The organism is Sphingomonas oligophenolica, from assembly GCF_006438955.1.
In the GTDB taxonomy this organism is placed as follows: Bacteria; Pseudomonadota; Alphaproteobacteria; order Sphingomonadales; family Sphingomonadaceae; genus Sphingomonas; species Sphingomonas oligophenolica_A.
In genome coordinates, this window is sequence record NZ_RCZK01000002.1 from 308863 (window position 1) to 334854 (window position 25992).

A 25992-nucleotide genomic window follows, 5' to 3' on the forward strand; every position below is an offset into this window, starting at 1 on the left:
TTTGACGACGGGCAGGGTCGGTGCTGCGGCCAGCCTTGATCGAATAGAAGGGGGGCTTCCGGTTTGCGCCGGGAGCCCCTGCCGTATCAGCGCTTCAGCCGCCCGGCGTGCCAGCCGACATGGTCGGCCAGGAAGGTCGATATGAACGTATAGCTATGGTCGTAATCCGGCTGCATGCGTAGCTCGATCGGGATGCCCGCGCGCCCGCACGCCGCCGTCAGCAGTTCGGGCCGGAGTTGCTCGGCCAGGAACGGATCGGCATCGCCCTGGTCGACCAGCAGTTCAGCGACGCGCGCGCCATCGTCGATCAACGCGCACGCATCGTACGACCGCCACGCTGCGCGATCCTCGCCCAGATACCCGCCCAGCGCCTTCTCGCCCCACGGCCCCTGCGAAGGCGCGCAGATAGGTGCGAACGCGGACACGCTGCGGAACCGGTCGGGGTGGCGGAGCGCGACGGTCAGCGCGCCGTGCCCGCCCATCGAATGTCCCGTGATCCCCTGTCGGGTCGGATCGAGCATCGGGAACTCGCGCGCAATCAGTGCCGGCAGTTCGTCCTCGATGTAGCGCCGCATCCGGAAGTGCTCAGCCCATGGCGCCTCGGTGGCATCGAGATAGAAGCCAGCGCCCTGCCCCATGTCCCACGCCTCGTCGTCGGCAACGCCCTCGCCGCGCGGGCTGGTGTCAGGCGCGACGAAGGCGATCCCGTGCTCGGCACAGGCCGCGCGATATTCGCCCTTGTCGGTGACATTGGCGTGGGTGCACGTCAGTCCCGACAGGAACCACAGCACCGGCAGCGACGTGCCCGGCTCATGCGCGGGAACGAAGACCGAATAGGTCATTGCCGTCCCGGTGGCGGTCGACCGGTGGCGGTACACACCCTGTGTACCGCCATGGCTCTTGGTGGTCGAAACGACCTCACTCATCAGTCGGGCATACGGTGCAGCGCACACAGCTTGTTGCCGTCCGGGTCGCGCAGATACGCGAGGTAAAGGTTCATGGCGCCGCCCGAACGCACCCCGGGATCGTCCTCGATCGCGGTACCACCCGCCTCAACGCCCGCCTTGTGCCAGGCATTGGCCTGCTCCGGTCCGGTCACCGCGAAGCCGATCGTCATGCCGTTGCCGTTGGTCGCGGGCTTGCCGTCGATCGGCGGCGTCACGAGAAACATCGATCCGTCCTTGGCATAGATCAGGCGACCCTTGGGATCCATGAACCCGGGCTTGCCGCCGATCGAGCCCAACAGCGCGTCGTAGAATTTCTTCGACCGATCGATGTCGTTCGATCCGACCATCATATGGCTGAACATCGCATGTTTCTCCTTTAGTAAATCACGACGGAGCGGATGCTCTCGCCGGCGTGCATGAGGTCGAACCCCCGGTTGATCTCGTCGAGCGACAATCGGTGGGTGATCATCGGATCGATCTGGATCATCCCGTCCATATACCAGTCGACGATCTTGGGAACATCGGTTCGCCCGCGCGCGCCGCCGAACGCGGTCCCGCGCCAGTTACGCCCGGTAACGAGCTGGAACGGTCGCGTGCTGATCTCCTTGCCCGCTTCCGCCACGCCGATGACGATCGAGGTGCCCCAGCCGCGGTGGCAGCATTCGAGCGCCTGGCGCATCACCTCGGTATCGCCGGTCGCATCGAAACTATAATCCGCGCCGCCATCGGTCAGCGCGACGATATGCGCGACGATATCGCCGACCTGCTTGGGATTGGCAAAGTGGGTCATCCCGAACCGGCGGCCCCACTCCTCTCGATCGGGGTTGATATCGACCCCGACGATCATCCCCGCCCCCGCAAGCTTCGCGCCCTGGATCACGTTGAGCCCGATCCCGCCGAGCCCGAACACGACGACGGCCTCCCCCGGCTGGACCTTAGCGGTGTTGACCACCGCGCCGACCCCGGTCGTCACCCCACAGCCGATGTAGCAGCTGGTATCGAACGGCGCGTCCTCGCGGATTTTCGCCACCGCGATCTCGGGCAGCACGGTGAAGTTCGAGAAGGTCGAGCAGCCCATGTAATGGAAGATCGGCTGGCCCTTGTAGCTGAACCGCGTCGTCCCGTCGGGCATCAGCCCCTTGCCCTGCGTCGCGCGGATCGCGGTGCACAGATTCGTCTTCTGGCTGAGGCACGATTTACACTGGCGGCATTCGGGGGTGTAGAGCGGGATGACGTGGTCGCCCGGCGTCACCGATGTGACGCCCGCCCCCACCTCGCGGACGATCCCCGCCCCCTCATGCCCCAGCACGCTCGGGAACAGCCCCTCGCTGTCGAGCCCGTCGAGCGTATAGGCATCGGTGTGGCAGATCCCGGTCGCCATGATCTCGACCAGCACCTCGCCCGCCTTGGGACCTTCCAGGTCGAGTTCGACGATCTCGAGCGGTTGCTTGGCTTCGAACGCGACGGCGGCGCGGGTCTTCATCGGTCAATCTCCTCAAGGCTGCCCATAGCGGTCTCGCGCGCGGCGGGGCAACGCCCGCAGCGTGCGATGCAACCGCTCTGCGCGCCGAACGCTATGCCCTTTCGATAGCAGGAGAGACGCGATGAAGGATCCGAAAAAGGGCGACGAGGTCACCTGGAGGAGCCACAGCGGCACCGCGCATGGCGAGGTGAAGAAAAAGCTGACCGGCGATACCAAGATCAAGTCGCATCAGGTTCGCGCATCGCCCGACGACCCGCAATATCTCGTAGAGAGTGACAACGGCGGCAAGGCAGCGCACAAGGCGTCAGCGCTCAAGAAGGCGTGACTCGCAACGCCCGGCGATGGACCGGGCGCAATAGGAAGGAATGCGATGGCTACAGCACCTAAAACCGGCGGCATCCACGCCCCCGTTCAGCCCTCCCCGGAGCTCGGCGCGATCGTCGGCAACGACAAACTCCCGCGCAGCCAGGTGATCAGCAAGGTGTGGGACTATATCAAGTCAAACAACCTTCAAAACCCGGAAAACAAGCGCGAAATTCTCGCCGACGAAAAACTGAAAAAGGTCTTCGGCAGGGACAAGTGCACCATGTTCGAAATGAACAAGTACATCGCTCAGCATCTAAAGGCGTAAACTACGTCGCCGACGATCGGGGGCGTCGGCATCGCCAGTCGATGTATCGACGCCTCCGTTCACGCACCAAGTTCTTGCTCGGTCGCGACGCTTCCTTTTCCCAGGCGCTTGCGTCGAATCGGCCCCTGCGACCACCCCAACGAGCGGCCGATGCGTGCTTATCGCCCCGTTCCGCTGCCCCACCGCGCCGATCTCGACGACGCGACGATACCCGCCCGGTCGCAGGCGGTGCTCGACCGGATGAGCCGACACCACACCATCCGCCAGTTCAGCGATCGCGCCGTCCCGCGCGATATCGTCGAATGCTGTATCGCCGCCGCAGCGACCGCGCCCAGCGGCGCGAACCAGCAACCCTGGCGGTTCGTGCTGATCGGCCCGGGCCGCTCCGGCAACGGTTGCGCGAACTGGCCGAGGAGGAGGAGCGCGACTTCTACGCGACCCGCGCCAGCCCCGATTGGCTCGACGCGCTCGTCCCGCTCGGGACCGATCCCAGCAAAACCTTCCTCGACGACGCACCCTGGCTGATCGCGATCTTCGGCGAACGCTATGGCGTCACGACCGAGGGCGCACAGGTCAAGCATTGCTACGTTCCCGAATCGATCGGGATCGCGACCGGATTCCTCGTCGCCGCGCTTCACGAATGCGGGCTGGCGGCGCTGACCCGCACCCCCAGCCCGATGGGCCTCCTCAATGAAGCGCTGGAGCGCCCGGCGCAGGAAAAGCCCTATATCCTGCTGGTCGTCGGCCATCCCGCCGACGACGCGACGGTCCCCGAACACGCGTTGACCAAACTGCCCCTCGATACCGTGCTCACCTATCGCTAGGCGGACGGTCGTCCGTCGCGACCAGCGCACTCACCCCTTCACGAACAATCGCTTGGGCAATTTCACGTGGACACCCTTGTTGCGATCGACGAGCTCGGTGATCTCGACGTCGCCGGCGACGCTGATCAGCATATACGCATCGTCGCGCGTCATGTGCTTTTCCGCGACCAGGAAATCGATCATGTTGCGCAGCGCCTTGCGCGTCGCATTGCTCAGATCGTCATCGAACCCCATCGCGATATAGGCGTCGGGGGTCTCCGCCCGCGGGTACGGCGTCGCCACGCCCTTGTGCAGCACGAATTCGAACGTGCCCGTCAGCGAGGTTTCGAGGGCGGTGATGTCGACTTCGCCATTGCCTTGCGCGGCGTGGCCGTCGCCCGCCTGGAACAGCGCGCCCGCGGCGTGGACGGGCAGGAACAGCGTCGTCCCCGCGACCAGCGCCTTGTCGTCCATGTTGCCCCCGTTGATCGTCGGCGGTGCCGAATCATACCGCCCGAACGAGCGCGGCGGTGCGACCCCCATGCTGCCGAAGAACGGCGCGAGCGGCACCTCGACCCCAGGACCGAACTTGCCGACCATCCGCTGGCGATCGAGGGGCACGATCTTCATCCGCGCATAGGGGAAATCGTCGGTCAGAAACCCCGCGCCATAGCGGAACGCGTTATACGCATAGGGGATCGCGAGATCGATCTTGCGGATCCGTACCTCCAGCGTGTCGCCTGGCTCGGCGCCCTCGATCGCGATCGGACCGGTCAGGATGTGCCCGCCGGGGCCGCGCGCCGACGCGGGAACGCCATCGAACGCCGCACGCAGCGCGGGCTCGACATCGCCGGGGGCGACGCCCGCCTTCTCGAGTCCGGTCGGGCTGTTGGTGAGCAGCGTGTGCATCACCACCGTATCCCCCGACTTGATCGTCAGCACCGGTTTGTCGGTCGCGTCGTAATGCCCCCACGCGACCGTCGTCGGGGTGGCGGGCAAGTCCCAGGTCTTGGCGCTCGCGGGTGCAGCGGCTGCAACCGCCGCAAGGATCAGGTACCGCATCATACTCCTTCCTAATAAGCCAGCGCGCAGCCATCGGCGCGCATTTCGCTCGCCGCCGCCCAGACGCGGGTGGCACCGTCCATCCGCCGCTCGACGCATTCGTAGCGGCCGAAGCCCCCGTCGGGCGCACCGATCGTCCAGCCGATCTCGGCAAGGCGACGCCGGGTCGCGGCGGGCACGCCGGTTTCCAGCCGCAGCAGCCCGGTCGCCCCCATCCCCGGCGCATCCTCCCCCATCGACTGCGACGAGCCTTCATGGTGGAAGCGCGGCGCGTCGCCGGCCGACTGGACCTCAAGGCCGTAATCGACGCGGTTGACGATGATCTGCGCCTGCCCCTGCGGCTGCATGTCGCCACCCATCACCCCGAAGCTCAGCCATGGCTCGCCCCCACGCGTTGCGAAGCCGGGAATGATCGTCTGAAACGGGCGTTTGCCGGGCGCATAGATATTGGGATGGCCATCTTTCAGGCTGAACAACTGCCCGCGGTCCTGGAACATGAAGCCCAATGTTTTTCCATCAGGCGCATCGGCGACCAACCCCGATCCCATCCCGCGGAAATTCGATTGGATCATCGATACCATCATACCGTCGCGGTCGGCGCAGCTGAAATAGGTGGTGTCGCCATGGTTCGGCGCGGTGCCGGAATAGACCGGGGTCAGGATCGAATCGAGCTTGATCAAGGTCGCGCGCTGCGCGGCATAGTCCTTCGAGATCAGCCATTCGACCGGCACCTTCGAAAAGTGCGGATCGGCATAGAAGCGCGCGCGATCCTCGTAGGCCAGCCGTTTCGCCTCCGCCATCACATGGATCGCGCGCGGCGACTGAAAACCGAAACCGCGCATGTCGAACCGCTCGATGATGTTGAGCATCTGCAGCGTCGCGATCCCTTGCGTGTTCGCGCCGAGCGCGTGGACCGTGGTGCCGCGATAATCGGTGCGGCTCGGCTCGATCCATTCGCTGTGATGCGCCGCAAGGTCTTCGTAGCGGAGCCATCCGCCGATCCGCTTGAAATAGCGGTCGATCGCCGTGGCGATGTCGCCTGTGTAAAACGCGTCGCGTCCACCGCTCGCAATCGCGCGATAGGTGCGCGCGAGACCGGGGTTGCGGAACACCTGCCCTGCCTGCGGCCCCTTGCCGTGCGCGAGCCCATAGGTCTTGAGCGCGTTGGCGGTTTCCTCGATGCCGTTGCCGCGCCGTCCGAAGACCGCCATTGATCGGCGGATATAATAGGCGATGATGTCGGGCACCGGCGCGCCTTGCTCGGCCAGCGCGATCGCGGGGGCGAACACGTCGGCCCACGGGAGCTTGCCGTAACGCTGGTGGAGCGTCCACCACGCGTCGACCGCGCCCGGCACCGACACCGTGATCGCGCCCAGCGGCGGCAGCGCACCGTTCTTCGCGTGCGCCCGCACGGTCGCCAGGCTCAGCCCGCGCGGCGATGCGCCCGATCCGGCAAGCCCGACGACCTTTTTCGTCTTCGGATCCCACACCATCGCATAGCAATCGCCGCCGACGCCGCTCGACGTCGGCTCGAGGAACCCCAGGCACGCGTTGATGGCGATCGCGGCATCGACCGCCGACCCGCCCGCCTTGAGGATCGCGATCCCCGCCTGCGTCGCGAGCGGGTGCGCGGTCCCCGCGGCGCCATTGATGCCATAGACCGCGGTGCGCGACGCGAAACTCGCGCCGACCGGGCGATCTCCCGCGTGAACGTCGGGGCGCAAAAAGACCTCGTCGTCCTTCGGCCAGAATGGCGATGGTACGTCCGGCGCGGGTGCGCCTCCCTGCCCCGGCCCCGGAGTGGGTCTCGCCTGCGCACGCGCTGCGGTGGGGATGAGCGTGGCCGCAGGAATAGCGGCGATGAAGGTGCGGCGGTCCATGTGGCGATCCCCTATCGATCGCCATCCTTGCGGGTCGGGGCGCGCGCGGCAAGCTCTTCCGCGGCTAAATCCCGCCCGCGAACACCGCTCGCCCGTCCGCCTCCAGATCCGCGGTCAGTTTCGTGAGACACGCATCGACCTGCGCCTCGTCGGGACTGCGGACGACGAAATTCGCGCCGACCCGCCCCTCGCGGAAGAAGGGATAACTCCCGATCGCCACCCCCTCGAACGCCTGCTCCGCCGCGCGCAGGATGTCCGCGATCTCGCTCTCCGCAATCCAGCCGCCGATCTGCTTCGACACCACCGGGCGTCCTCCCTCCAGTGTGCCGGTCAGCGCGTCGAGCATCCCGGCGGTGATGTGCGGCACCCCTGCCATGATGAAGATGTTCGCGACCCGAATACCCGGCGCCCCCGACACGCGATTCTCGATGAGATCAGCGCCCTCGGGCACGCGCGCCATCCGCGCCCGCGCCTCGGTCAGTCCGCCACGCGTCGCGTAATAGCTCTCCAGCGTCGCCATCGCTTTCGGATGATGCGTCACCCCAACCCCCAGTGCCACCGCGATCGCGTCGACCGTGATATCGTCGTGGGTCGGGCCGATCCCGCCGGTCGTGAACAGATAGTCGTTGCGCGCGCGCAGCGAGTTCACCGCCTCGACGATCGCGGCCTCGACATCCGCCACCACCCGTACCTCGGCCAGCCGGATGCCCTGAACGTTGAGCCAGGCGGCGACCTGCGCGACATTCTTGTCCTGCGTCCGCCCCGACAGGATTTCATCGCCGATCACGACCAGCGCGGCGGTCCAGATACGCTCCCCAGTCTGTGCATCGGTCATGCCTTGCCATAGCCTCGCAAAACCGCGCGCGTCACGCTATATCGCGGGGCATGACCGATTACGTAACCGTCTCCGCCGACACGCCCGAGGGCAGGACCGGCGCGATCAAGCTCCACGGCCCGATTGCGTTCGCCGGCATGCACAAGGCGGGCAAGCTCGCCGCCGAAACGCTCGACATGCTGGTCCCGCACATGGTGCCCGGCGTGACGACTGCGGAGATCGACCGGCTGATCTACGACTTCATCACCGCAGCAGGCGGGGTCCCAGCAACGCTGGGTTATCGCGGCTATACCCATTCGACCTGCATCTCGATCAACCACGTCGTCTGCCACGGCATCCCGAGCGAAAAGACGCTCAAATCGGGCGACATCGTCAACGTCGACGTCACCCCGATCCTCGACGGCTGGCACGGTGACACCAGCCGGATGTACCTGATCGGCGACGTTCCGCTGAAGGCCCGGCGGCTGGTCGAGGTGACCTACGAATGCCTGATGCTCGGGATCGAGCAGGCCAAACCGGGCAACACGATGGGCGACGTCGCGCACGCGATCCAGCATTATGCCGAAAAGCACCGCTACGGCGTGGTCCGCGATTTCTGTGGCCACGGCCTCGGTCGCCTGTTCCACGACGCGCCCGAAGTCGTCCACGTCGGCAAACCCGGCACCGGCCCCGAACTCAAGCCCGGAATGATCTTCACGATCGAACCGATGATCAACATCGGCCGTCCCGACGTGAAGCTGCTCGACGACGGTTGGACCGCGGTGACGCGCGACCGCTCGCTATCGGCGCAATTCGAACATTCGATCGGGATCACCGCCGACGGTTGCGAGATCTTCACCGCGAGCCCAGTGGGATACACCCAGCCGCCTTACGAATAACCGCCTATGAAGTGGTGAAATTCATCAGCTTTCGGCGCACGAAGCTCAGCGAAAGAAATACCGATCTAGGTGTATCAGTGACTTAGCTCACTGGCACACATCCTGCATTGGATCGGACGCAGGCAAGAGCCTGTATTCGACCCAGGAGGATACCATGATCATCACCATCGCGCTGCTCGCCCTGAGTGCGCCCGCCCCGGACGCCGTTCTGCCTGCCGCCAAGCCCGCCCCCTCATCCTATCGGGTTCGCTATGACGAAAAGCGCGGGCGCTATTGCCTCCGCGATCGCAGTGCCGCGCCGATCACCGGCAGTCGACTGGTTCCGGAAGAATGCAAGACGAGCAACGATTGGGCCGCGCTGGGAATTACGATCACCGACAACCGCTGATGCCGTGCTCACAGCGCCCGGGCTTACGGCCCGGGCGCTGATCGAGAAGCTGGCCTCGATCGGCGCGGCTCGCTAAAGCCCTCGGCATGACCGAGATCACCCCCCAGATCGTCGCCGATCACGGCCTTAGCCATGACGAATACGACCGCGTCGTCCACGCGCTGGGCCGTGCACCCAATCTGCTCGAACTCGGCATCTTTTCAGTGATGTGGTCGGAGCATTGCAGCTACAAATCCTCGCGCATCCACCTCAAGAAACTCCCCACCACCGGTCCGCAGGTGATCTGCGGTCCCGGCGAGAATGCGGGTGTCGTCGATATCGGCGACGGCCAGGCGGCAATCTTCAAGATGGAGAGCCACAATCACCCCTCGTACATCGAACCCTATCAGGGCGCGGCGACGGGTGTCGGCGGCATCCTGCGCGATGTCTTCACGATGGGCGCGCGGCCGATCGCGAACATGAACGCGCTGCGCTTCGGATCGCCCGATCACCCCAAGACTCGCCACCTCGTCGCAGGCGTCGTCCACGGCATCGGCGGCTATGGCAATTGCGTCGGGGTGCCGACGGTAGGTGGCGAGGTGAATTTCCACAGCGCCTATGACGGCAACATCCTCGTCAACGCGATGACCGTCGGCATCGCGGATCAGGACAAGATCTTCTATTCCGCCGCCAGCGGCATCGGCAATTCGATCGTCTATGTCGGCAGCAAGACCGGGCGCGACGGCATCCACGGTGCGACGATGGCAAGCGCGGATTTCGGTGACGACGCCGATGCCAAGCGCCCCACCGTCCAGGTCGGCGATCCGTTCACCGAGAAGCTGCTGATCGAGGCCTGCCTCGAACTGATGGCAACCGACATGATCGTCGCGATCCAGGACATGGGCGCCGCAGGGCTCACCTCGTCGAGCGTCGAGATGGCGAGCAAGGGCGGCGTCGGCATCGAACTCGTCATGGACGATGTGCCCCAGCGCGAAACCGGCATGACGCCGTACGAGATGATGCTCAGCGAGAGTCAGGAGCGGATGTTGATGGTCCTGAAGCCCGGTCGCGAGGCCGAGGCGGAAGCGATTTTCCGCAAATGGGAGCTCGACTTCGCGATCATCGGCCGCGTCACCGACACCGGGCGGATGGTGCTGAGCTTCAAGGGCGATACCGTCGCGGACATCCCACTCGGCCCGCTCGCCGACGACGCCCCGCTCTACGATCGGCCGCACACCCCCACCCCGCCCGCCAAGGCGCTGGTGAATGTGCCCGAGAGCAACGACATCGCCGCCGACCTGCTGACGCTGATGGCCAGTCCCGACATCGCGTCGCGGCGTTGGATCTGGGAGCAATATGATTCGATGGTCGGCGCCGACACCGTCCAGCGCCCGGGCGGCGACGCCGCGGTGGTGCGTGTCCACGGCACCGAAAAAGCCATCGCGATCACCACCGATTGCACCCCTCGCTATTGCTTTGCCGACCCGGTCGAGGGCGGCAAGCAGGCGGTCGCTGAGGCCTGGCGTAACCTGACCGCGGTCGGATCGACCCCGCTCGCGGTGACCAACTGCCTCAACTTCGCCAACCCGCAGCGCCCCGAGATCATGGGCCAGATCGTCGGCTGCCTCGAAGGGATGAGCGAAGCCTGCATCGCGCTCGACTTCCCGATCGTGAGCGGCAACGTCAGCCTCTACAACGAATCGAAGGCCGCCGGCGGCGGCTCGGCGATCCTCCCTACCCCTGCGATCGGCGCGATCGGGCTGCTCGCGGATTGGCGTAAAAATGCGACGATCGCGTTCAAGGATGCGGGCGACATCATCCTCGTCGTCGGCACCCGTCGCGGCGATCTTGGTCAATCGCTATGGTTGCGCGAGTGCCACGGTCGCGAAGAAGGACCACCCCCGCGGGTCGACTTGGCACTCGAACGCAAGGCTGGTGATCTCATCCGCGGCGGCATCGCCGCAGGGCAGCTCACCGCGGTTCACGACGTTTCGGACGGCGGCGTCGCGGTCACGCTCGCGGAAATGGCGCTCGCGGGCAATCTCGGTGCTATGATCGACCGCAAGCAGCCGCACGAGGGCGCCGCCGCGTTCTTCGCCGAGGACCAAGGCATTTATATCGTCACCGTCCACGACCACGCGCTGCTCGATTTCCTCCACGCTGCCAGCGATGCCGGGGTCGAAGCCGAACCGATGGGCCGAACCGGCGGTAAACGGCTGATCTTCGAACTGCCCAAGGCCGATTATGCGGTCAGCCTCGACGCCCTGCGCGCCGCGCACGAGGGATTTTTCCCCCAACTGATGGGTGAAGATGCGGCACTGGCGTAATCAGGCCAGCGACACCTCGCCCGACGGGACGACCCGCGCGATCTGTGGCAGGATGTGCTCGATCGCGAACGCATGGAGGTCGCTCGACCGTGAGGTGCACGCGTCCTCGACCACCACGACGTCGTAGCTCAGCTCCCACCCCGCCCGCGCGGTCGATTCGACGCCGAAATTGGTAGCGATCCCGGCGATCACGATCGTACTCACCCCGCGCCGCCGCAATTGCAGATCTAGGTCGGTGCCCGTGAACGCACCCCAGTGATGTTTCAGCACCACGACATCGCCCTCCTGCTGCAGCCCCTCGACCAATTCCATGAACGGAGGCGGGGTGCCGCCCGACGGAATCGGCATCGGTCGATCGACCGCGCCGCTCGGGCGTTCGGCGTCATTGCGCCAGCCGACATGGACCAGCACGACCGGCGCGCCGCGTTCGCGGAACCGAGCGGCCAAATCCTTCGCGGCGGCGACGACCGCATCGCCGCTGCGTGGCCCCTTGTTCCCCGCGATGATGCCACGCTGGAGGTCGATCAGGACGAGCGCAGTCGTGGCAGGGTCGAAGGCGGGCATGGCAATTCCTCGGGGTGGACCTCATCACAACCGATCGGTCACTGCGACGTTCCGCCCCTTGTCATCGCCGCGCGATCTGGCACGCCCCGACCGCGATGACCCACAGCCCCGCATCCCGAATCGTCAGCCTCGACGTGATCCGCGGCGTCGCGGTGATGGGCATCCTGGTCGCCAATCTTCCCGCGTTCGGACTGCCCGAAGCGGCCTATTTCTCGCCGCTCGCCTGGGGCGGATCGACCGGCTGGAACCGCGCCGTCTGGTTCGCCAATTTCGTGCTCGTCGAAGGCAAGATGCGTGGGCTGTTCACCTTCCTGTTCGGCGCGTCGATGCTGGTCGTCATCGATGCCGCGGAGGCGCGGGGGCAGAGCGGTGCGGCGGTGCATTTCCGCCGCATGGCGACGCTGTTCCTGATCGGCTGCCTCCACCTCTACCTGTTCTGGTGGGGCGATATCCTCAGCCATTATGCGCTGGTCGGCGCGGCAGCGTTCCTGTTCGCGCGGATTCGCGTGCCCGCGATGGTCGCGGTGGGGGTCGCGCTGATCGCGTTGCAGTTCCTCGATGAGGCGGTGCTCGGGCTCGCGCTGCTGCACAGCGCGGCGCGCGACACCCCGGCGCACATCGCGACCTGGAACGCGTTTTCCGAAGGATTCGGCCTGCCCCCCGCCCCCATCCTCCACGCGACCATCGCCGGGGTGCGTGGCGGTTTCGGCGAGGGCATCGCGTATCGCTGGACACATGAAGCATCGCCGCTGACGGTGCTGCGGCTGATCGGCGGCCAGACGCTGGGGTCGATGGTGTTCGGCATGGCGGGATACCGATCGGGGTTCCTGACCGGCGCGTGGAGCCCGCGACGCTACGCGCTCATCGCGGCGATCTGCCTCGGGCTCACCGTGCCGGCGTATGTCGCGCTGGCGCTCGCCACGATCGCGCATGGCTTCGACCAGCGCTGGGTCTATCTCGGCTCGATCGTCGCGAGCGACCCGATCCGCCCGCTAACCGTCGTCGGTTATGCCGCGCTGCTGATGCTCGCGATCCGCCCGCTCGGTGCATTCGGTGCCCGGATCGCCGCGGTCGGGCGGGTGGCGTTCACCAATTATCTCGGCACGACGCTGATGATGACATTCGTGTTTTCGGGCTGGGGGCTCGGCCAGTTCGCACGCTGGACCCGCGCCGACCTGTATTGGCTCGCGCCGTTGGCGTGGGGCATCATGCTGGTCTGGTCGCCATGGTGGCTGCGTCGGTATCGCTACGGTCCGTTCGAATGGGCATGGCGCTCGCTGTCCCGCGGCCGACTCCAGCCGATGCGATTGGCAACGGCTTAATCGCTCCGGCGACCGAACCCCATCACGGGCTTGCGCGCGACGAGCGGGCTCGCCTCGCGCTCGAGCAGCTGCAACGTCTCGTCGAACAGCGGGCGCAATTTGGCGACATGGACCAGCGCATCGTCGCAACTGTCGTGCAGTTCCACCGCATCGCGCGCACTCATCTCGATCGCCTCGGCCAGATCGCCGAGCGGCCCCGCACCGAATTGACGCGCTTCGCCCTTCAGCGTGTGCGCCGGAATCACCATCCCCGCGGCGCTGTGGCTGCGCATCGCGGCCTCGATCGCGGCCACCGACTTGACGCCATCCTCGCGGAAATATCCCAGGATTCGCACGAACCCCGCGCCCAATTCGCTACGCGACTTCGCGTAGGCGGACCAATCTACCAACGTGCTGCCTTCGAACGACACTGTGGTCTCCCCGATATCGCGCTATGTCAGCGACGACGACTTCGGCGCTATTCGTAGGCGCCAAACGGTAAAGAACAGGTTGCTGATCGCGCCAGACGTCAGGGGTCGAACGGATTTTTCGGCGCGCGCAGGCTCAATCGAACCGGCACCGCGCCAAATCCCAACTCCTTGCGCATCGAATTGACCAAGTAACGCTCGTAGCTCGCGGGCAGTTGATCGACCCGGGTCCCGAAGATCACGAAGCTCGGCGGGCGCGTCTTGACTTGGGTGACATAGCGCATCTTGATCCGCTTGCCGCCCGGCGCAGGGGGCGGATTGGCCTTGATCGCGCGTTCGAACCAGCGGTTGAGTTCGCCCGTTCCGACCCGCTTCGACCACGCCTCGCGGGTATCGAATGCGGCCTGGATCAGCTGATCGATCCCCTTGCCTGTCGCCCCCGACACGGTCATGACGGTGACGCCCTTGACCTGGCTCAAACCATCCTCGAGCGCGCGCTTAACGCCGTTGAACAGCGACGAGGCATTCTCCGCGACGTCCCATTTGTTCAGTGCGATCACGATCGCACGGCCTTCCTCGAGCACGCGATCCGCGATTCGCAGGTCCTGCGCCTCCAGCCCCAGCGTCGCATCGAGCAGCAGCACCACAACCTCGGCGAAATCGACTGCGTGCAGCGCGTCGGCGACCGACAGCTTTTCCAGCTTGTCCTGCACCTTGGCGCGCTTGCGCATCCCCGCGGTGTCGATCAACCGCACTTGCCGGGGTTCGCCGCCCGCGGGTTCCCACAGCCAGTCGATCGCGATCGAATCGCGGGTAATCCCCGCCTCTGGCCCGGTGATCATCCGATCCTCGCCGAGCATCCGGTTGACCAGCGTCGATTTCCCCGCGTTAGGCCGCCCGACGATCGCGAGCTTCAACGGTCCGTCGAGCCGGTCGTCGTCCTCGTCGTCGTCGACATTCTCGGCCTCGATCTTGTCGAGCAGCGGCAGCAGCGCCTCGAACAGGTCGCCGACGCCCTCGCCATGTTCGGCGGACATCTGCACCGGATCGCCGAACCCCAAGCTCAATGATTCGAGAATCCCCTGATCCCCCGATCGTCCTTCGGCCTTGTTCGCGACCAGCACGACCGGCGTCGTCGACGCGCGCAACCATCGCGCGATCTCCTCGTCGAGCGGCACGATGCCCGCGCGCGAATCGACCAGAAACAGCGCGACATCGGCCTGCGCCACCGCCGCCTCGGTCTGCATCCGCATCCGCCCGGGCAGCGACTGCGCGTCGTGATCCTCATAGCCCGCGGTATCGATCACGCGGAAATCGAGCCCGATCAGGCTCGCATCGCCCTCGCGCCGATCGCGCGTCACGCCCGGCCGATCATCGACCAGCGCGAGCTTCTTGCCGACGAGACGGTTGAACAGCGTCGACTTGCCGACGTTGGGGCGGCCGACGATCGCGACGGTGGGAAGGCGGGACATCGCGGCCCCCTACCCTAACCGCACCCGTGCGTCACGCGTCGCGACAGGGCGCGCTAGAGCAGCGCTTCGATATCGGCCTTGATCTCGGCGGGCTTGGTCGTCGGCGCGTAGCGGCGGACGGTGGTGCCGTTACGATCGACCAGGAACTTGGTGAAGTTCCACTTGATCGCCTTCGACCCCATCAGCCCGGGCGCATCGCGCTTCAGCCGCTCGAACAAAGGATCGGCGTCGCTGCCGTTGACGTCGATCTTGGCGAACATCGGGAAGGTGACATTGTAGGTCAGCGTGCAGAATTGCGCGATCTCCGCGGCATCGCCCGGCTCCTGATGCCCGAATTGATTGCACGGGAAGCCGAGCACCTCGAACCCGCGGTCGCGATAATCGCGGTGCAGCGCCTCGAGCCCCTCATATTGCGGCGTAAACCCGCATTTCGACGCAGTGTTGACGACCAGCAGCACCTTGCCGCGATAGGTATCGAGCGGCGCCGGCGTCCCGTCCGCGGCCGTCACGGAGAGGTCGGTGATCGCGGTCATGACGATGCTCCTTCGTGGCGCGCCAATTGGGTATCGAGGTTGAGCCGCACGCCGGGCCATTCGTGCGCCAGGATCGAATAGACGACGGTATCGCGGATCGATCCGTCCGCGGTCACCATATGCCCGCGCAGCACGCCGTCGAGCCGCGCGCCGAGCCGCTCGATCGCCGCGCGCGACGGGCGGTTGAACCAGCTGGTCCGCAACTGGACGCACTGGCAGCCGAGCGTATCGAACGCATGCGCGAGCAACAGCCGCTTCGCCTCGGTATTCAGCCCGGTGCGCTGGACGCACTTGGCATAGACGGTCCCGCCGATTTCGATCCTGCGGTTGGCCTCGCTCATCCGCATGAACCGCGTCACCCCCGCGACCGCGCCCGCCGCATCGAGCACCGTAAACGGCATCGCCCGCCCCGCCGTGTATTCGGCCTCGATCCGGTCGTACCAGCCGTCGATCGTCACCCTATTGGGCACCATCGTCGCGAAGACGCCTTCTAGGCCCGTCGCGAATGCGGCAACGATGGCGTCGCGGTCACTACGATTGAGCGCGCGCAGCGCAACGTGGCGGCCGATAAGCGTCGGCGCCTCACGCCACGCATTCACGCCAGCCGCCCCTCGTGCAGCCTCACGACCCGGTCCATCTTGGCGGCCATCCGCTCGTTGTGCGTTGCGACCAGCGCCGCCGATCCTTCACCGCGGACCAGTCGGAGGAATTCGCCGAGGACGATATCGGCGGTATGCTCGTCGAGGTTGCCGGTCGGTTCGTCCGCCAGCACCAGCGCGGGCTGGTTGGCGAGCGCGCGCGCCACCGCGACACGCTGCTGTTCGCCGCCTGACAACTGGCTGGGGCGGTGCGTTAGCCGGTGGCCGAGTCCCAGTGCGGTCAACAGCGCGGCGGCGCGCGCGTCCGCCGCAGCGCGCTCGGCGCCGTGGATCAGCTGCGGCAGCACGACATTCTCGGTCGCGTTGAAATCGGGGAGCAGGTGGTGGAACTGATAGACGAAGCCGAGCTGATCGCGGCGCACCGCGGTGCGACCATGCGCGTCGAGCTTCGCCGCCTCTGCGCCCGCGATCCGGATCGATCCCTCGAACCCGCCCTCGAGCAGCCCGACCGCCTGGAGCAAGGTCGACTTGCCCGATCCCGACGGGCCGAGCAGCGCGACGATCTCGCCCGGCGCCACGGTCAGGTCGACCCCGCGCAGCACCTCGATGGTCTCGTCGCCCTGGGTGAAGCTGCGGGTCAGCCCGGTGACTTGCAGGACCGCTTCATTCATAACGCAGCACCTGGACGGGGTCGGTACTCGCCGCCTTCCACGCAGGGTAGAGCGTGGCGAGAAAGCTGAAGATCAGCGCCATCGCCGCGATCACGACGATCTCGACCGGATCGGGCTTCGAGGGCAGTTCGGTGAGATAGCGGATCGACGGATCCCACAGACTCTGCCCGGTCACCAGTTCGACGAAGTGCACCACGCCCTGGCGGTAGAACAGGAACGCGAACCCGAGCGCCAGCCCCGCCAGCGTGCCGAGCGCGCCGATGATTGTGCCGACCAGCATGAAAATCCGCATCAACCCGCTCCGGCTCGCCCCCATCGTCCGCAGGATCGCGATGTCGCGGGTCTTGGCGCGGACCAGCATGATCAGGCTCGACAGGATGTTGAACACCGCGACCAGGATGATGATCGACAGCACCGTGAACATCGCGACCCGCTCGACCGCGAGCGCTTCGAACAATTGCGCGTTCATCGTTCGCCAATCCTGGATCACCGCGCCGCCGCCGATCTTGTCCCCGAGCGGCCCGAGGATCTCGCCGACCCGATCGGGATCGACGGTCTGGATTTCGACCATCCCCGCGGCATCGCCCATCAGCAGCAGCGTCTGCGCATCCTCGATCGGCATCACGATATAGGATTTGTCGTAATCATAGACCCCGATCTCGAAGATCGCGCCGACGGTATAACTGATGATCCGCGGCACCGTGCCGAACGGCGTCGACTGCCCCTGCGGGCTGAACAGCGCAATCTCGCTGCCGACCTGCGCGCCGAGCGCCTCGGCCAGGCGACTGCCGATCGCGATCCGCTTGCTGCCGGCGGTGATGCTGTCGAGACCGCCCATCAGGACCTTGGATCGGATCGCGCTGTTGGTGCGGATGTCGGCGACGCGCATGCCCCGGACCAGCACCGCCTCGGCGCGGCCGTTGAAGGTCGCCGCGAGCGGCTGTTCGATCAGCGGCACCGCGCTCGTAACCCCGGGGGTCGCGCGCGCCTCCGCAACGATCTCGCGCCAGTCGGGCAGTCGCCCGCCGACCCCCTGGATCACTGCATGGCCATTGAGCCCGACGATCTTGTCGAACAATTCGGCGCGAAAGCCGTTCATTACGCTCATCACGATGACGAGCGCGGCGACCCCCAGCATCACCGCGACCAAACTGATCGAGGCGACGAGGAAGATAAACGCCTCGCCTTTGCCGGGGAGCAGATAGCGGCGGGCTATCATCCGTTCGTAGCGGGAGAGGATCATCGCTGCGCATCTAGAGCGCGACCGGGCGACAGGCAATCGTTCCGCATCGCAAAGTGGCTCCGCAACGATGTGGCGGAATCGACACACCGCGCCCGCAATCGTCCCTTCCCGGCCACATCGCTGGTGACAATCGCGGGTGGCTTCCCTAGCACCAACCTACTGGAGCTTAGGCAGCAAGGCCATGGTTCAGGGAAATTGCCGACGGTGACGCAGCGACCACGCGCGGACCAACGGCGACAAGGGGGCTGACGATTTCGCCATCGTCACGCAGGCGCCCGGATCGGCAACGGTCCGGGCGTTTGCCGTTTCAGAAGGCCTGCACCGCCACCGCACCACATCGACCGGGCAGAGAGCGGGAGCTTCCGGATCACGCTCCCTGCCCGGCCACCATCGCCCATAGCCGGACGATCCTGAACCCAATGTGGACATGGTGTCATGACCTCCGTGGACCGGATGATTCATCTGGTTCGTGCCGGGACTTGAACCGGATCGGGACTTTCCTAGATTACGAGTCGCGAGGCGCCGCGATGCGGGCTTCACGCGGCGTTGCGTCCCTGCGGATGCCGCCATCCATGGTCAACTTGCTCCTAGGAGGATTTGATATGCGACTCGATCTCACCCCCTATCGGCGCTCGACGATCGGCTTCGACCGGTTGTTCGACATGCTCGAAACCAACACCCGCGCCCAGACCGCAGAAAACTACCCCCCCTTCAACCTCGAACGCGTCGCCGACGATCGCTACCGCATCACGCTGGCAGTGGCTGGATTCGGTCGCGACGAGATCGACATCACCGCGCAGCAGAATCTGCTGCTCGTCGCGGGCAAGAAAGACGCGCCGGAGGATAGCGGCAGCTATCTGCATCTGGGCATCGCCAACCGCAGCTTCGAACGACGGTTCGAGCTTGCCGATTTCGTCTTCGTCGAGGACGCGCGGCTCAACGATGGCCTGCTCGTCATCGACCTCGTCCGCGAAATCCCTGAGACGATGAAACCCAAGACGATCGCGATCGGCTCCGGCAAACGCGCCGCGACCGTCGACAGCGATAACGACGCCACCGCCCCCGATCAGGCGACGGCCGCGTAACCGGTTCGGCGCCTGTAGCTCCCTTTTCCAGGCGTCCGAGGGGCGTCCGGACCGCGAGGTCCGGACGCTTTCATCATGTCAGGGCCGGTCCAGCGGGCGGGCGAGGGCCTCCACTAGCGGTCGATCCGCGGGCGGCATCGCTAGCGCGGGCATCGCCTCCACCGCGACCCAGGCCAGCCGATCCGCCACCAACGCGGTCGGCTCGCCAACCCAGCGATCGGCGCGATACAATAACAGCAACAAATGCCGTTTCGCCTCCGCCTCGCTCGCGAAGCCGACCGGCGCCAGGTCGCGCGGGTCGATCTCGATCCCCAGTTCCTCGCGCACTTCGCGGACCAATGCCGCCTCCGGTCGTTCGCCGGATTCCACCTTGCCTCCGGGGAACTCCCACAACCCGCCATGACGCGACCCGCGCGGGCGTTGCGCCAGCAGGACGCGCCCGTCCGCCGCGACCAGTGCGATCGCCACCACCAGCAGCAACGTGGCCGATCCGAATGGTTCATCGACCAATCGTTAACCCTCCCGCGTTATCGCAGGCATCATGTGGACGCCCTTCGCTCGTCGACCGCTGGTCGTGATGTTCCGCCTGCTGCGCGATCAGCGCGGCGCGACCGCGGTCGAATACGGCCTCATCGTGGCGTGTATCGTCATCATCATGGTCGTGTCGCTCCACGGGCTGGCCGACGTCACCACCGAAATGTGGAACGGCGTCAGCACCAAGGTCGCAAACGCGAATTGATGCCACGGCAAAACCCCGTGCGGCGTAAACCTTTCTTAAACCTACCCCGCTTAATTTGCGAACTGCTGCTCCGGACTTCCGGTTCAGCCGGGTGACTGAAGCTATCGAACCATGGAGACCGGAATGCAGAACATTCGCAAGTTCGTCAGGAACAACAAGGCCGCAACCGCAATCGAGTACGGCCTGATCGCCGCACTGATTGCCGTCGCCGCGATCGCCGCGATGCAGGGCCTGGGCACCAAGCTCAAGACCACCTTCAACAACGTCTCGTCGAACATGACCGCCACCTAAGACTGGCGTCTCGACGACAACGCGATGGGGCGGCGGGGCTTGGTCTTCGCCGCCCTTTTCGCGTGCGCTTGGTGGGCACGGGTGGCTCAGGATCGCCCCATCGCGAGGAATTTTTCGCGGCGTCCGCGACGCAGCGTGTCCGAATCGGCGCCACCCAACTCACCCAGCGCCGCGCCGATCGCATCGCCCAGCGACTGGATCGCGGCCTCGGGATCGCGGTGCGCGCCCCCCAGCGGCTCGGGGACGATCGTGTCGATCACCCCCAGCCCCTTCAAATCCTGCGCGGTGACCTTCATCGCTTCGGCGGCGTCGGGGGCCTTGTCCGCGGTGCGCCACAGGATCGAGGCGCATCCTTCGGGGCTGATCACCGAATAGACCGCATGTTCGAACATCAGCACGCGGTTGCCCGCGGCGAGCGCCACCGCGCCACCCGATCCGCCTTCGCCGACGATCGCCGCGACGACCGGCACGCCCGCATCGAGGCACGCCGCGGTCGACCGCGCGATCGCCTCGGCCTGCCCGCGCTCTTCGGCCTGGATTCCGGGAAACGCGCCCGAGGTGTCGACCAGCGTCACGATCGGCAGCGCGAACCGGTCGGCAAGTTCGACCAGTCGGACGACCTTGCGATAGCCCTCGGGCTTGCCCATGCCGAAATTGTGGCGGAGCCGACTTGCGGTATCCTCACCCTTTTCGTGCCCGATCACCATCAGCTTGGCGCCGCGGAAAGTCGCGAAGCCGCCCAGGATCGCCTGGTCGTCGGCGAACGCGCGATCCCCGGCCAGCGGCACGAATTCCTCGAACAGCCCGGCGACATAATCCTTGAAATGAGGGCGTTCGGGGTGGCGCGCGATCTGCGTCTTCTGCCACGGTGTCAGCTTGGCGAATGTATCGCGCAACAGCTTGTCCGATTTCGCTTGGAGCCGCGCGACGTCGGCATCGATGTTGACCGTGCCGTCGGCCGCGGTCTCGCGCAGTTCGTCGATCCGTCCCTGCAGCTCGGCGATCGGCTTTTCGAAATCGAGGAAGCTAGGCATCGGCGGCGGTTAGTCGTGCGCGCGCGTCAGGTCAACGCGCGCCGCCGCCGTTCGGGATCGGCGAGCGGGTGGCGCGTATTGACGAGCTCGACGAGCCGCGCCGCGTCGACATGCGTATAGATTTCGGTCGTTGCGATATCGGCGTGCCCCAGCATCGATTGCAGCGCGCGCAGGTCAGCGCCGCCTTCGAGTAGGTGCGTCGCGAAGGCATGGCGCAGGACGTGCGGGCTCACCCGATCGGGCGGGATCCCCGCCTCCGCCGCGAGCGCCTTGACGAGCTGGTGCAGCCGGACCCGGGACAGATGCTTCTGGCCCGACGGAAACAGCCAGGCGCGGTCGGTCGCGACATGGTCGCGCCACCGCGCCACCGCGGCGCGCGCGGGGTCGCCGATCGGCACCATCCGTTCGCGCCCGCCCTTGCCCTTCAGGATCAGGAACGGGCGATCGGGCGCGATCGCGTTGCGCGGCAGCGATACCAATTCGCTCGCGCGCAGCCCCGATCCGTAGAGCAATTCGACCAGCGCCGCGAGCCGCAGGTCGCGCGGGTCGCGCGGCACGCGCGCCAGCCGCACTGCCAGCGCCGCGAACAGCCGCTCGACATCGGCGTGGCTCAAGATCTTGGGGAGCGATCGTCCCGTGCCAGGCCGGGGCAGCGCCTTGCCCGGATCGTCGGCGCGCAGGCCCTCATCGGCCAAAAACGCGAAGAAGCGCCGCAACGCCGCCGATTTGCGCGCGACCGTCGATCGCGCCAGCGCGCGCCAGCCATGCGCGACCGCGGCGAGCGCGTCGGCATCCGCGACCGCGAGGTCGCCACCGCGATCGACCGATGCCAGCAGCAGGTCGCTGCGATACGCCGACACCGTGTTCGCCGCCGCCCCGGCTTCGGCAGTCAGCATCTCGCAGAACCGGTCGATCAGTGCGGTATCCCCGCCGACGGACCGGGTGCGGATCACGCCCCGGCACCACTCATGCCCGAGCAATCGCCTCGGCGGCGATCATCCGCGCGTCGCCCTCCAGTCCGACGACCCGCAGCGCGGTGACGATCCGGTACAGCATCGCGGGCGGCACGCCCTGCCAGGTCGGGGTCTGCATCCCGATCGCGGCGAGCAGCGCGACGGTGCCGGGCTGGTTTGCCGCCACCGCGCGATCGAGTGCGCGGGTCCAGCTGTTTTCCATGCCGATCCGGACATCGAGCGACTTGGCCGCGCGCTCGACATCCGACTGCGACAGCCGCCCAAGACCCGCCAGCCCCGCGAACAACAGCCGCTGCTTCAGCTGCGCATCGCCCCCGCCCGAATAGGACGACAGGTCGCCATAGCTCAGCGGCGCGCGCACATCGGGATCGACCAACACGATCATCGCCCACGCGTCGCTCCCTTGGGGAACGATATCGCGCCACCGCGCCGCGCTCCGATCGAGCCCCGCGGTCAGCATCGACCCGATCAGCGCGCGGTAATCGTCGACCTTGGTGCCGCGGGGCAGACGCGCCGCCGCGCGCGCGGTGAGCACAAGCCTGGCGTATGGCACTGGCGTCGCCACCGGCCCCCAGATCTGGCGCAGCGCGGCATAGCGCGCATCGCCGGTTGTCGCGGTATAAGCCTCGCGCAGGTCCTGCGCGGTCGCGCTGGCGTCGCGCGGCGAATCGTCATCCTCATCGAGCGCACTGTAGAAATCGATCAGCGCGGCGGACGAGAGCACACCCTGCCCCGCCGCTGCGTCGACCGCCGCGACCTTCGCCGCGGGGGCGATGCTGGGTGCCAGCGCGTACCAATAGGTCGCCTGCTTGCCCGTCGAGGACAGCAGCGATTCGGGGATCGTCACCCCGGTCGCGATCGCCAGCCCGAACCGCCAGACGGTGAGCGCATCGACCCCCGCCCATTCGATCGTCACCGCCTGCCCACCATCGGGACCCGCGCCCACGACCTTCTGCGCCAATTGGAGGTCGATCCCCGTCGCCAGCCCGCGTCGCCGCGCCTGGGTGATCCCCGCCTTGGCCTCGCTGGGGTTGCCCGCCAGTGCCGCGCACATCGGCTGTGCCAGCGCCCAGCCGCGTTCGTGCGTCGCGGCGATCCCATTGGGCAGCAGCGGGCATAGCTCGGCGGGATCGCCGGTCGCGAGAGCGCTGTTCATCGCGACCTGGAACAGCTTGGGGGTGTAGTTGGCGGTATCGACGCCCTGGACGACCGCGCGCGCCGCGACCGATTCGCCCATCCGCAGCAACAACCACGCGCGTTCGGCGGCGAAATCGGCCCCATCGACGTTCGGCGGCGTCGCCAGTGACGACGTCAGCGCGCGCCGCAACAGGATCGACAGCCAGCGCGACGGCAGCGGTGCCGCGGTGCGGTGCATCAGCGCCTCGAGAAAGCGGCCATCGGCGTTGCCGAACGCATCGGTGCGCATCGCGCCTTCGCGCGGCCCCGCGGGACCGACGATTGCGAGCGACCGGCGCGCCGCGACCGGCATTTCATATTGCGCGAGTACCGCGGGGTCGATCGGCGCCGGAGTCGGCGAATCGCTGGGGGCTGGCGTCGGCGCGGGAGCCGCGTCGCCGCGCGTCGACGGCAGCGGCTGGACCATTGGCGTCGTTGGCGGCGCTGCTGGTGCAGGCGCGCCCCCCGGTGCGGCAGTCCCGGGCCGCGCGGTGCTGGTAGGGCGCGGCTGGGGCGGCGGCGGTGCGGGCTCGCCGAACCCGGGGGGCAGGATCGATTCGGGCTTGTCCTGGCCGATCGCCGGGGCCAGCGCTGGCAGCGCCGCGACGACGATCGCCGCCGCGGCTGCCCCGACGCGCAGCCTAGCTGAGATTTTCAAGCGAGACGGCCTTTTCGACTTGGGTCTGGGGCCGTTCCGAATCGCGGCCCGCCAAGAAGAACAGCCCCCCGATCAGGATGACGAGAACGATAACGACCGAAACGGCAAAGCGGGACATGGCAACCCTTGTACAATCAACCGGTGCGGGCTTTTGCCCGCGGTGCGCCCGGGCTGTATAGCGCGCCCACCCATGTTGCAAAGCGCCAACCCCCAATCATCGACGATCGACCGGCCGATCGTGCTCGTCGGGCTGATGGGCGTCGGCAAGTCCACCGTCGGGCGCCGCCTCGCCGCGCGGCTGCGGCTGCCCTTCGTCGATGCCGACCAGGCGATCGAGGAGGCGGCAGGGATGACGATCGCCGACATCTTCGAACGTTATGGCGAAGCGCAGTTTCGCGACGGCGAACGCCGCGTGATCGCGCGGCTCATGGATGGTCGGCCCAAGGTAATCGCGACCGGCGGCGGCGCGTTCATCAACGACGCGACCCGCGCGCTGATCCTCGCCGAGGCGACCGCGATCTGGCTCGATGCGCCGACGAGGGTGCTGGCCGAACGCGTGCGCCGCCGCGACACCCGCCCGCTGCTCCGCGGCAAGGACGCGCACGACGTGCTGATCGATCTCGCCAAAATCCGCAATCCGATCTACGCGCTCGCCCCGATCCACGTCGCGAGCCAGCAGGCGCCGCACGAGGCAACCGTCACCGCGATTCTGAAGGCGCTCGGCCGATGACAACAATCCCGATGACAACAATCCCGATGACGACGATCCCGATGACGACGATGATCGTGGAACTGGGCGCGCGCGCCTATCCGATCCTGATCGAGCCGGGGCTGCTGGCGCGTGCGGGCGACGCGATCGCGCCGCTCGCCCGTGGGCGCCGCGTCGCGATCGTGTGCGACGAGAACGTCGCCGCGCACCTGACGACGCTACGCGCGTCGCTCGACGCCGCGGGGGTCGCGAGCGAGGTGTTGGTCCTCCCCCCGGGCGAAGCTACGAAGAGCTGGTCTCAACTCCAGGCGGTCTGCGATTTCCTGCTCGACCTCGGGATCGAGCGCACCGACCACGTCATCGCGCTTGGCGGCGGGGTGATCGGCGATCTCGTCGGGTTCGGCGCCGCGATCCTGAAGCGCGGGTGCCGCTTCATCCAGATCCCCACGACATTGCTCGCGCAGGTCGACAGTTCGGTCGGCGGCAAGACCGCGATCAACACTCGCGCGGGCAAGAACCTGATCGGCGCGTTCCACCAGCCGGTGCTGGTGTTGATCGACCCGACCGTGCTCGATACCCTGCCCGCCCGCGAACTGCGCGCAGGCTATGCGGAGGTCGTCAAATACGGGCTGATCGACGACCCCGAGTTCTTCGTCTGGTGCGAGGCCAACGGCGCGGCGCTGCTCGCGGGCGAACTTGCCGCGCGCACCGTTGCGATCGGCCACGCGGTCGCCGCCAAGGCGCGGATCGTCGCCGCCGACGAGCACGAAACCACCGGGCAACGCGCGCTCCTCAACCTCGGCCACACCTTCGGCCACGCGCTTGAAGCGGAGGCGCATTATTCGGGCCGCCTGATCCACGGCGAGGCGGTCGCCGCGGGCTGCGCGCTCGCGTTCGCTTATTCTGCGCGGGTCGGACTATGCACGCAGGCGGATGCCGACCGCGTCGCCGCCCACTGGCGCGCGACTGGGCTGCCCGACAGCCTCGCCGCGTCGGGAATCGCCGCGAGCGGCGCGCGACTCGTCGACCATATGCGCCACGACAAGAAAATGGCGGCGGGCACGCTCCCCTTTCTGCTGGCGCGCGGGATCGGGCGCACCTTCCTCGACAAGACCGTCGATCTCGCCGACGTCGAAGCCTTCCTCGACGATCAACGCTGATGCCCAACGGGGTCGACAAGGCCAATCTGCCGTCGAAAACCTGCCCCGCCTGCCACCGCCCCTTCGCTTGGCGCAAAAAATGGGCGCGCGATTGGGAACAGGTGGTTTATTGCTCGGGCGCCTGCCGAAAGAAGCGTTGAGG

At 66.8% G+C, this 25992-nt stretch carries 30 protein-coding genes and 1 pseudogene; 14 read left to right on the plus strand and 17 right to left on the minus strand.

Annotated features, from left to right (window positions below; genetic code table 11):
• Positions 1 to 86 precede the first annotated feature (86 nt).
• The 3 genes from fghA to EAH84_RS04270 are packed head-to-tail and all read right to left on the minus strand — an operon-like array spanning position 87 to position 2430.
• Positions 87 to 926, minus strand: coding sequence for an S-formylglutathione hydrolase (gene fghA, locus EAH84_RS04260; RefSeq protein ID WP_140868150.1), 840 nt, complete (start codon positions 924 to 926; stop codon positions 87 to 89).
• Positions 926 to 1309 carry a VOC family protein gene (locus EAH84_RS04265; protein WP_140868153.1) on the minus strand — a complete coding sequence of 128 codons (384 nt, stop codon included), beginning with the start codon at positions 1307 to 1309 and terminating at the stop codon, positions 926 to 928. The genes fghA and EAH84_RS04265 overlap by 1 nt, the downstream gene beginning before the upstream one ends.
• Positions 1310 to 1323: 14 nt before the next feature.
• Positions 1324 to 2430, minus strand: coding sequence for an S-(hydroxymethyl)glutathione dehydrogenase/class III alcohol dehydrogenase (locus tag EAH84_RS04270; RefSeq protein WP_140868155.1), 1107 nt, complete (start codon positions 2428 to 2430; stop codon positions 1324 to 1326).
• Positions 2431 to 2551: 121 nt separating this feature from the next.
• Between EAH84_RS04270 and EAH84_RS04275 the strand changes: the two genes are divergently transcribed.
• The 4 genes and pseudogenes from EAH84_RS04275 (at position 2552) to EAH84_RS16300 (ending at position 3885) form a co-directional block, all read left to right on the plus strand.
• A complete protein-coding gene (locus EAH84_RS04275) occupies positions 2552 to 2755 on the plus strand; it encodes a DUF2945 domain-containing protein (RefSeq protein ID WP_140868157.1) in 204 nt (67 codons plus the stop codon).
• 45 nt (positions 2756 to 2800) lie between these two features.
• A complete protein-coding gene (locus EAH84_RS04280; protein ID WP_140868160.1) occupies positions 2801 to 3061 on the plus strand; it encodes an SWIB/MDM2 domain-containing protein in 261 nt (86 codons plus the stop codon).
• Positions 3062 to 3301: 240 nt separating this feature from the next.
• Positions 3302 to 3379, plus strand: a pseudogene (locus EAH84_RS16295) (hypothetical protein); the annotation flags it as partial.
• A 77-nt stretch (positions 3380 to 3456) separates the two neighbouring features.
• On the plus strand, positions 3457 to 3885 hold the full coding sequence (locus EAH84_RS16300; RefSeq protein WP_241656453.1) for a nitroreductase: 429 nt from the start codon (positions 3457 to 3459) through the stop codon (positions 3883 to 3885).
• Between the two features lie 30 nt (positions 3886 to 3915).
• Here EAH84_RS16300 and EAH84_RS04290 read toward each other — a convergent pair whose 3' ends face one another.
• The 3 genes from EAH84_RS04290 to EAH84_RS04300 all read right to left on the minus strand — a co-directional run bounded on the left by EAH84_RS04290 (position 3916) and on the right by EAH84_RS04300 (position 7641).
• Positions 3916 to 4926 (minus strand): acetamidase/formamidase family protein, encoded by a 1011-nt coding sequence (locus EAH84_RS04290; RefSeq protein ID WP_140868163.1) that lies wholly within the window; start codon positions 4924 to 4926, stop codon positions 3916 to 3918.
• An 11-nt stretch (positions 4927 to 4937) separates the two neighbouring features.
• Positions 4938 to 6806, minus strand: a complete 1869-nt coding sequence (locus EAH84_RS04295; RefSeq protein ID WP_140868166.1) for a gamma-glutamyltransferase family protein — start codon at positions 6804 to 6806, stop codon at positions 4938 to 4940.
• A gap of 64 nt (positions 6807 to 6870) precedes the next feature.
• Complete coding sequence (locus EAH84_RS04300; protein WP_140868169.1) at positions 6871 to 7641, minus strand: competence/damage-inducible protein A; 771 nt, start codon at positions 7639 to 7641, stop codon at positions 6871 to 6873.
• Positions 7642 to 7691: 50 nt separating this feature from the next.
• Between EAH84_RS04300 and map the strand changes: the two genes are divergently transcribed.
• From map to purL, 3 genes are all read left to right on the plus strand, one after another.
• Positions 7692 to 8519: a type I methionyl aminopeptidase gene (gene map / locus EAH84_RS04305; RefSeq protein WP_140868172.1), complete on the plus strand. Its 828-nt coding sequence runs from the start codon at positions 7692 to 7694 to the stop codon at positions 8517 to 8519.
• A 154-nt stretch (positions 8520 to 8673) separates the two neighbouring features.
• Positions 8674 to 8907 carry a hypothetical protein gene (locus tag EAH84_RS04310; protein ID WP_140868175.1) on the plus strand — a complete coding sequence of 78 codons (234 nt, stop codon included), beginning with the start codon at positions 8674 to 8676 and terminating at the stop codon, positions 8905 to 8907.
• An 86-nt stretch (positions 8908 to 8993) separates the two neighbouring features.
• The gene (purL, locus tag EAH84_RS04315) at positions 8994 to 11213 is read left to right on the plus strand and encodes a phosphoribosylformylglycinamidine synthase subunit PurL (RefSeq protein WP_140868178.1); all 2220 of its coding nucleotides are present in this window, start codon (positions 8994 to 8996) and stop codon (positions 11211 to 11213) included.
• On the opposite strand, the gene EAH84_RS04320 is transcribed toward purL, so the two are convergent.
• On the minus strand, positions 11214 to 11777 hold the full coding sequence (locus tag EAH84_RS04320; RefSeq protein WP_140868181.1) for a hydrolase: 564 nt from the start codon (positions 11775 to 11777) through the stop codon (positions 11214 to 11216).
• Positions 11778 to 11872: 95 nt separating this feature from the next.
• On the opposite strand from EAH84_RS04320, the gene EAH84_RS04325 reads away from it, so the two are divergent.
• Positions 11873 to 13099 carry a DUF418 domain-containing protein gene (locus EAH84_RS04325; RefSeq protein ID WP_140868184.1) on the plus strand — a complete coding sequence of 409 codons (1227 nt, stop codon included), beginning with the start codon at positions 11873 to 11875 and terminating at the stop codon, positions 13097 to 13099.
• Here EAH84_RS04325 and EAH84_RS04330 read toward each other — a convergent pair.
• From EAH84_RS04330 to EAH84_RS04355, 6 genes are all read right to left on the minus strand, one after another.
• A complete protein-coding gene (locus EAH84_RS04330) occupies positions 13096 to 13488 on the minus strand; it encodes an Hpt domain-containing protein (RefSeq protein ID WP_425326437.1) in 393 nt (130 codons plus the stop codon). The two genes, EAH84_RS04325 and EAH84_RS04330, sit on opposite strands and share 4 nt — an antisense overlap.
• A 119-nt stretch (positions 13489 to 13607) precedes the next feature.
• On the minus strand, positions 13608 to 14978 hold the full coding sequence (gene der, locus EAH84_RS04335) for a ribosome biogenesis GTPase Der (protein ID WP_140868190.1): 1371 nt from the start codon (positions 14976 to 14978) through the stop codon (positions 13608 to 13610).
• Positions 14979 to 15031: 53 nt separating this feature from the next.
• Positions 15032 to 15511, minus strand: a complete 480-nt coding sequence (locus EAH84_RS04340; protein WP_140868192.1) for a glutathione peroxidase — start codon at positions 15509 to 15511, stop codon at positions 15032 to 15034.
• Positions 15508 to 16110: a GNAT family N-acetyltransferase gene (locus tag EAH84_RS04345; RefSeq protein WP_140868195.1), complete on the minus strand. Its 603-nt coding sequence runs from the start codon at positions 16108 to 16110 to the stop codon at positions 15508 to 15510. Before EAH84_RS04345 ends, EAH84_RS04340 begins: the two co-directional genes overlap by 4 nt.
• A complete protein-coding gene (locus EAH84_RS04350) occupies positions 16107 to 16781 on the minus strand; it encodes an ABC transporter ATP-binding protein (RefSeq protein ID WP_140868197.1) in 675 nt (224 codons plus the stop codon). The genes EAH84_RS04345 and EAH84_RS04350 overlap by 4 nt, the downstream gene beginning before the upstream one ends.
• Entirely contained in the window at positions 16774 to 18024 is a 1251-nt protein-coding gene (locus tag EAH84_RS04355) for a lipoprotein-releasing ABC transporter permease subunit (RefSeq protein ID WP_140868199.1), read from the minus strand. Before EAH84_RS04355 ends, EAH84_RS04350 begins: the two co-directional genes overlap by 8 nt.
• A 602-nt stretch (positions 18025 to 18626) precedes the next feature.
• On the opposite strand from EAH84_RS04355, the gene EAH84_RS04360 reads away from it, so the two are divergent.
• Positions 18627 to 19109, plus strand: a complete 483-nt coding sequence (locus EAH84_RS04360; RefSeq protein WP_140868202.1) for an Hsp20 family protein — start codon at positions 18627 to 18629, stop codon at positions 19107 to 19109.
• A 78-nt stretch (positions 19110 to 19187) separates the two neighbouring features.
• On the opposite strand, the gene EAH84_RS04365 is transcribed toward EAH84_RS04360, so the two are convergent.
• On the minus strand, positions 19188 to 19619 hold the full coding sequence (locus tag EAH84_RS04365; RefSeq protein ID WP_277753717.1) for a (deoxy)nucleoside triphosphate pyrophosphohydrolase: 432 nt from the start codon (positions 19617 to 19619) through the stop codon (positions 19188 to 19190).
• 31 nt (positions 19620 to 19650) lie between these two features.
• Here EAH84_RS04365 and EAH84_RS04370 point away from each other — a divergent pair, with 31 nt between their 5' ends.
• Positions 19651 to 19848 (plus strand): Flp family type IVb pilin, encoded by a 198-nt coding sequence (locus EAH84_RS04370; RefSeq protein ID WP_140868205.1) that lies wholly within the window; start codon positions 19651 to 19653, stop codon positions 19846 to 19848.
• Positions 19849 to 19971: 123 nt separating this feature from the next.
• Positions 19972 to 20139: a Flp family type IVb pilin gene (locus EAH84_RS04375; protein ID WP_140868208.1), complete on the plus strand. Its 168-nt coding sequence runs from the start codon at positions 19972 to 19974 to the stop codon at positions 20137 to 20139.
• Positions 20140 to 20225: 86 nt separating this feature from the next.
• Here EAH84_RS04375 and EAH84_RS04380 read toward each other — a convergent pair whose 3' ends face one another.
• From EAH84_RS04380 to EAH84_RS04390, 3 genes are read right to left on the minus strand one after another with little or no spacing between them, the layout of a single operon-like run.
• The gene (locus EAH84_RS04380) at positions 20226 to 21173 is read right to left on the minus strand and encodes an acetyl-CoA carboxylase carboxyltransferase subunit alpha (RefSeq protein WP_140868211.1); all 948 of its coding nucleotides are present in this window, start codon (positions 21171 to 21173) and stop codon (positions 20226 to 20228) included.
• Positions 21174 to 21199: 26 nt separating this feature from the next.
• Positions 21200 to 22126 carry a tyrosine recombinase gene (locus EAH84_RS04385; protein ID WP_140868213.1) on the minus strand — a complete coding sequence of 309 codons (927 nt, stop codon included), beginning with the start codon at positions 22124 to 22126 and terminating at the stop codon, positions 21200 to 21202.
• A gap of 13 nt (positions 22127 to 22139) precedes the next feature.
• Positions 22140 to 23981 carry a hypothetical protein gene (locus EAH84_RS04390; protein WP_241656454.1) on the minus strand — a complete coding sequence of 614 codons (1842 nt, stop codon included), beginning with the start codon at positions 23979 to 23981 and terminating at the stop codon, positions 22140 to 22142.
• 190 nt (positions 23982 to 24171) lie between these two features.
• On the opposite strand from EAH84_RS04390, the gene EAH84_RS04395 reads away from it, so the two are divergent.
• Genes EAH84_RS04395 through EAH84_RS04405 form a run of 3 tightly spaced genes read left to right on the plus strand, consistent with a single transcriptional unit; the run spans position 24172 to position 25990 of the window.
• A complete protein-coding gene (locus EAH84_RS04395) occupies positions 24172 to 24711 on the plus strand; it encodes a shikimate kinase (protein WP_140868216.1) in 540 nt (179 codons plus the stop codon).
• A gap of 41 nt (positions 24712 to 24752) precedes the next feature.
• A complete protein-coding gene (aroB, locus tag EAH84_RS04400; RefSeq protein WP_140868509.1) occupies positions 24753 to 25850 on the plus strand; it encodes a 3-dehydroquinate synthase in 1098 nt (365 codons plus the stop codon).
• The gene (locus EAH84_RS04405) at positions 25850 to 25990 is read left to right on the plus strand and encodes a DUF2256 domain-containing protein (RefSeq protein ID WP_140868219.1); all 141 of its coding nucleotides are present in this window, start codon (positions 25850 to 25852) and stop codon (positions 25988 to 25990) included. Before aroB ends, EAH84_RS04405 begins: the two co-directional genes overlap by 1 nt.
• The last annotated feature ends 2 nt before the right edge of the window (positions 25991 to 25992 follow it).

What these genes read in the sequence shown, in the direction of transcription:
- fghA (WP_140868150.1), bottom strand. Translation starts at nt 926, where the DNA reads ATGAGTGAGGTCGTTTCGACCACCAAGAGCCATGGCGGTACACAGGGT.
- EAH84_RS04350 (WP_140868197.1), bottom strand. Translation starts at nt 16,781, where the DNA reads ATGAATGAAGCGGTCCTGCAAGTCACCGGGCTGACCCGCAGCTTCACC.
- aroB (WP_140868509.1), top strand. Translation starts at nt 24,753, where the DNA reads ATGACGACGATGATCGTGGAACTGGGCGCGCGCGCCTATCCGATCCTG.
- EAH84_RS04355 (WP_140868199.1), bottom strand. Translation starts at nt 18,024, where the DNA reads ATGATCCTCTCCCGCTACGAACGGATGATAGCCCGCCGCTATCTGCTC.
- EAH84_RS04395 (WP_140868216.1), top strand. Translation starts at nt 24,172, where the DNA reads ATGTTGCAAAGCGCCAACCCCCAATCATCGACGATCGACCGGCCGATC.
- EAH84_RS04270 (WP_140868155.1), bottom strand. Translation starts at nt 2,430, where the DNA reads ATGAAGACCCGCGCCGCCGTCGCGTTCGAAGCCAAGCAACCGCTCGAG.
- EAH84_RS04320 (WP_140868181.1), bottom strand. Translation starts at nt 11,777, where the DNA reads ATGCCCGCCTTCGACCCTGCCACGACTGCGCTCGTCCTGATCGACCTC.
- EAH84_RS04370 (WP_140868205.1), top strand. Translation starts at nt 19,651, where the DNA reads ATGTGGACGCCCTTCGCTCGTCGACCGCTGGTCGTGATGTTCCGCCTG.
- purL (WP_140868178.1), top strand. Translation starts at nt 8,994, where the DNA reads ATGACCGAGATCACCCCCCAGATCGTCGCCGATCACGGCCTTAGCCAT.
- EAH84_RS04265 (WP_140868153.1), bottom strand. Translation starts at nt 1,309, where the DNA reads ATGTTCAGCCATATGATGGTCGGATCGAACGACATCGATCGGTCGAAG.
- EAH84_RS04375 (WP_140868208.1), top strand. Translation starts at nt 19,972, where the DNA reads ATGCAGAACATTCGCAAGTTCGTCAGGAACAACAAGGCCGCAACCGCA.
- EAH84_RS04325 (WP_140868184.1), top strand. Translation starts at nt 11,873, where the DNA reads ATGACCCACAGCCCCGCATCCCGAATCGTCAGCCTCGACGTGATCCGC.
- der (WP_140868190.1), bottom strand. Translation starts at nt 14,978, where the DNA reads ATGTCCCGCCTTCCCACCGTCGCGATCGTCGGCCGCCCCAACGTCGGC.
- EAH84_RS04340 (WP_140868192.1), bottom strand. Translation starts at nt 15,511, where the DNA reads ATGACCGCGATCACCGACCTCTCCGTGACGGCCGCGGACGGGACGCCG.
- EAH84_RS04405 (WP_140868219.1), top strand. Translation starts at nt 25,850, where the DNA reads ATGCCCAACGGGGTCGACAAGGCCAATCTGCCGTCGAAAACCTGCCCC.
- EAH84_RS04380 (WP_140868211.1), bottom strand. Translation starts at nt 21,173, where the DNA reads ATGCCTAGCTTCCTCGATTTCGAAAAGCCGATCGCCGAGCTGCAGGGA.
- EAH84_RS04275 (WP_140868157.1), top strand. Translation starts at nt 2,552, where the DNA reads ATGAAGGATCCGAAAAAGGGCGACGAGGTCACCTGGAGGAGCCACAGC.
- EAH84_RS04290 (WP_140868163.1), bottom strand. Translation starts at nt 4,926, where the DNA reads ATGCGGTACCTGATCCTTGCGGCGGTTGCAGCCGCTGCACCCGCGAGC.
- EAH84_RS04280 (WP_140868160.1), top strand. Translation starts at nt 2,801, where the DNA reads ATGGCTACAGCACCTAAAACCGGCGGCATCCACGCCCCCGTTCAGCCC.
- EAH84_RS04295 (WP_140868166.1), bottom strand. Translation starts at nt 6,806, where the DNA reads ATGGACCGCCGCACCTTCATCGCCGCTATTCCTGCGGCCACGCTCATC.
- map (WP_140868172.1), top strand. Translation starts at nt 7,692, where the DNA reads ATGACCGATTACGTAACCGTCTCCGCCGACACGCCCGAGGGCAGGACC.
- EAH84_RS04300 (WP_140868169.1), bottom strand. Translation starts at nt 7,641, where the DNA reads ATGACCGATGCACAGACTGGGGAGCGTATCTGGACCGCCGCGCTGGTC.
- EAH84_RS04310 (WP_140868175.1), top strand. Translation starts at nt 8,674, where the DNA reads ATGATCATCACCATCGCGCTGCTCGCCCTGAGTGCGCCCGCCCCGGAC.
- EAH84_RS04360 (WP_140868202.1), top strand. Translation starts at nt 18,627, where the DNA reads ATGCGACTCGATCTCACCCCCTATCGGCGCTCGACGATCGGCTTCGAC.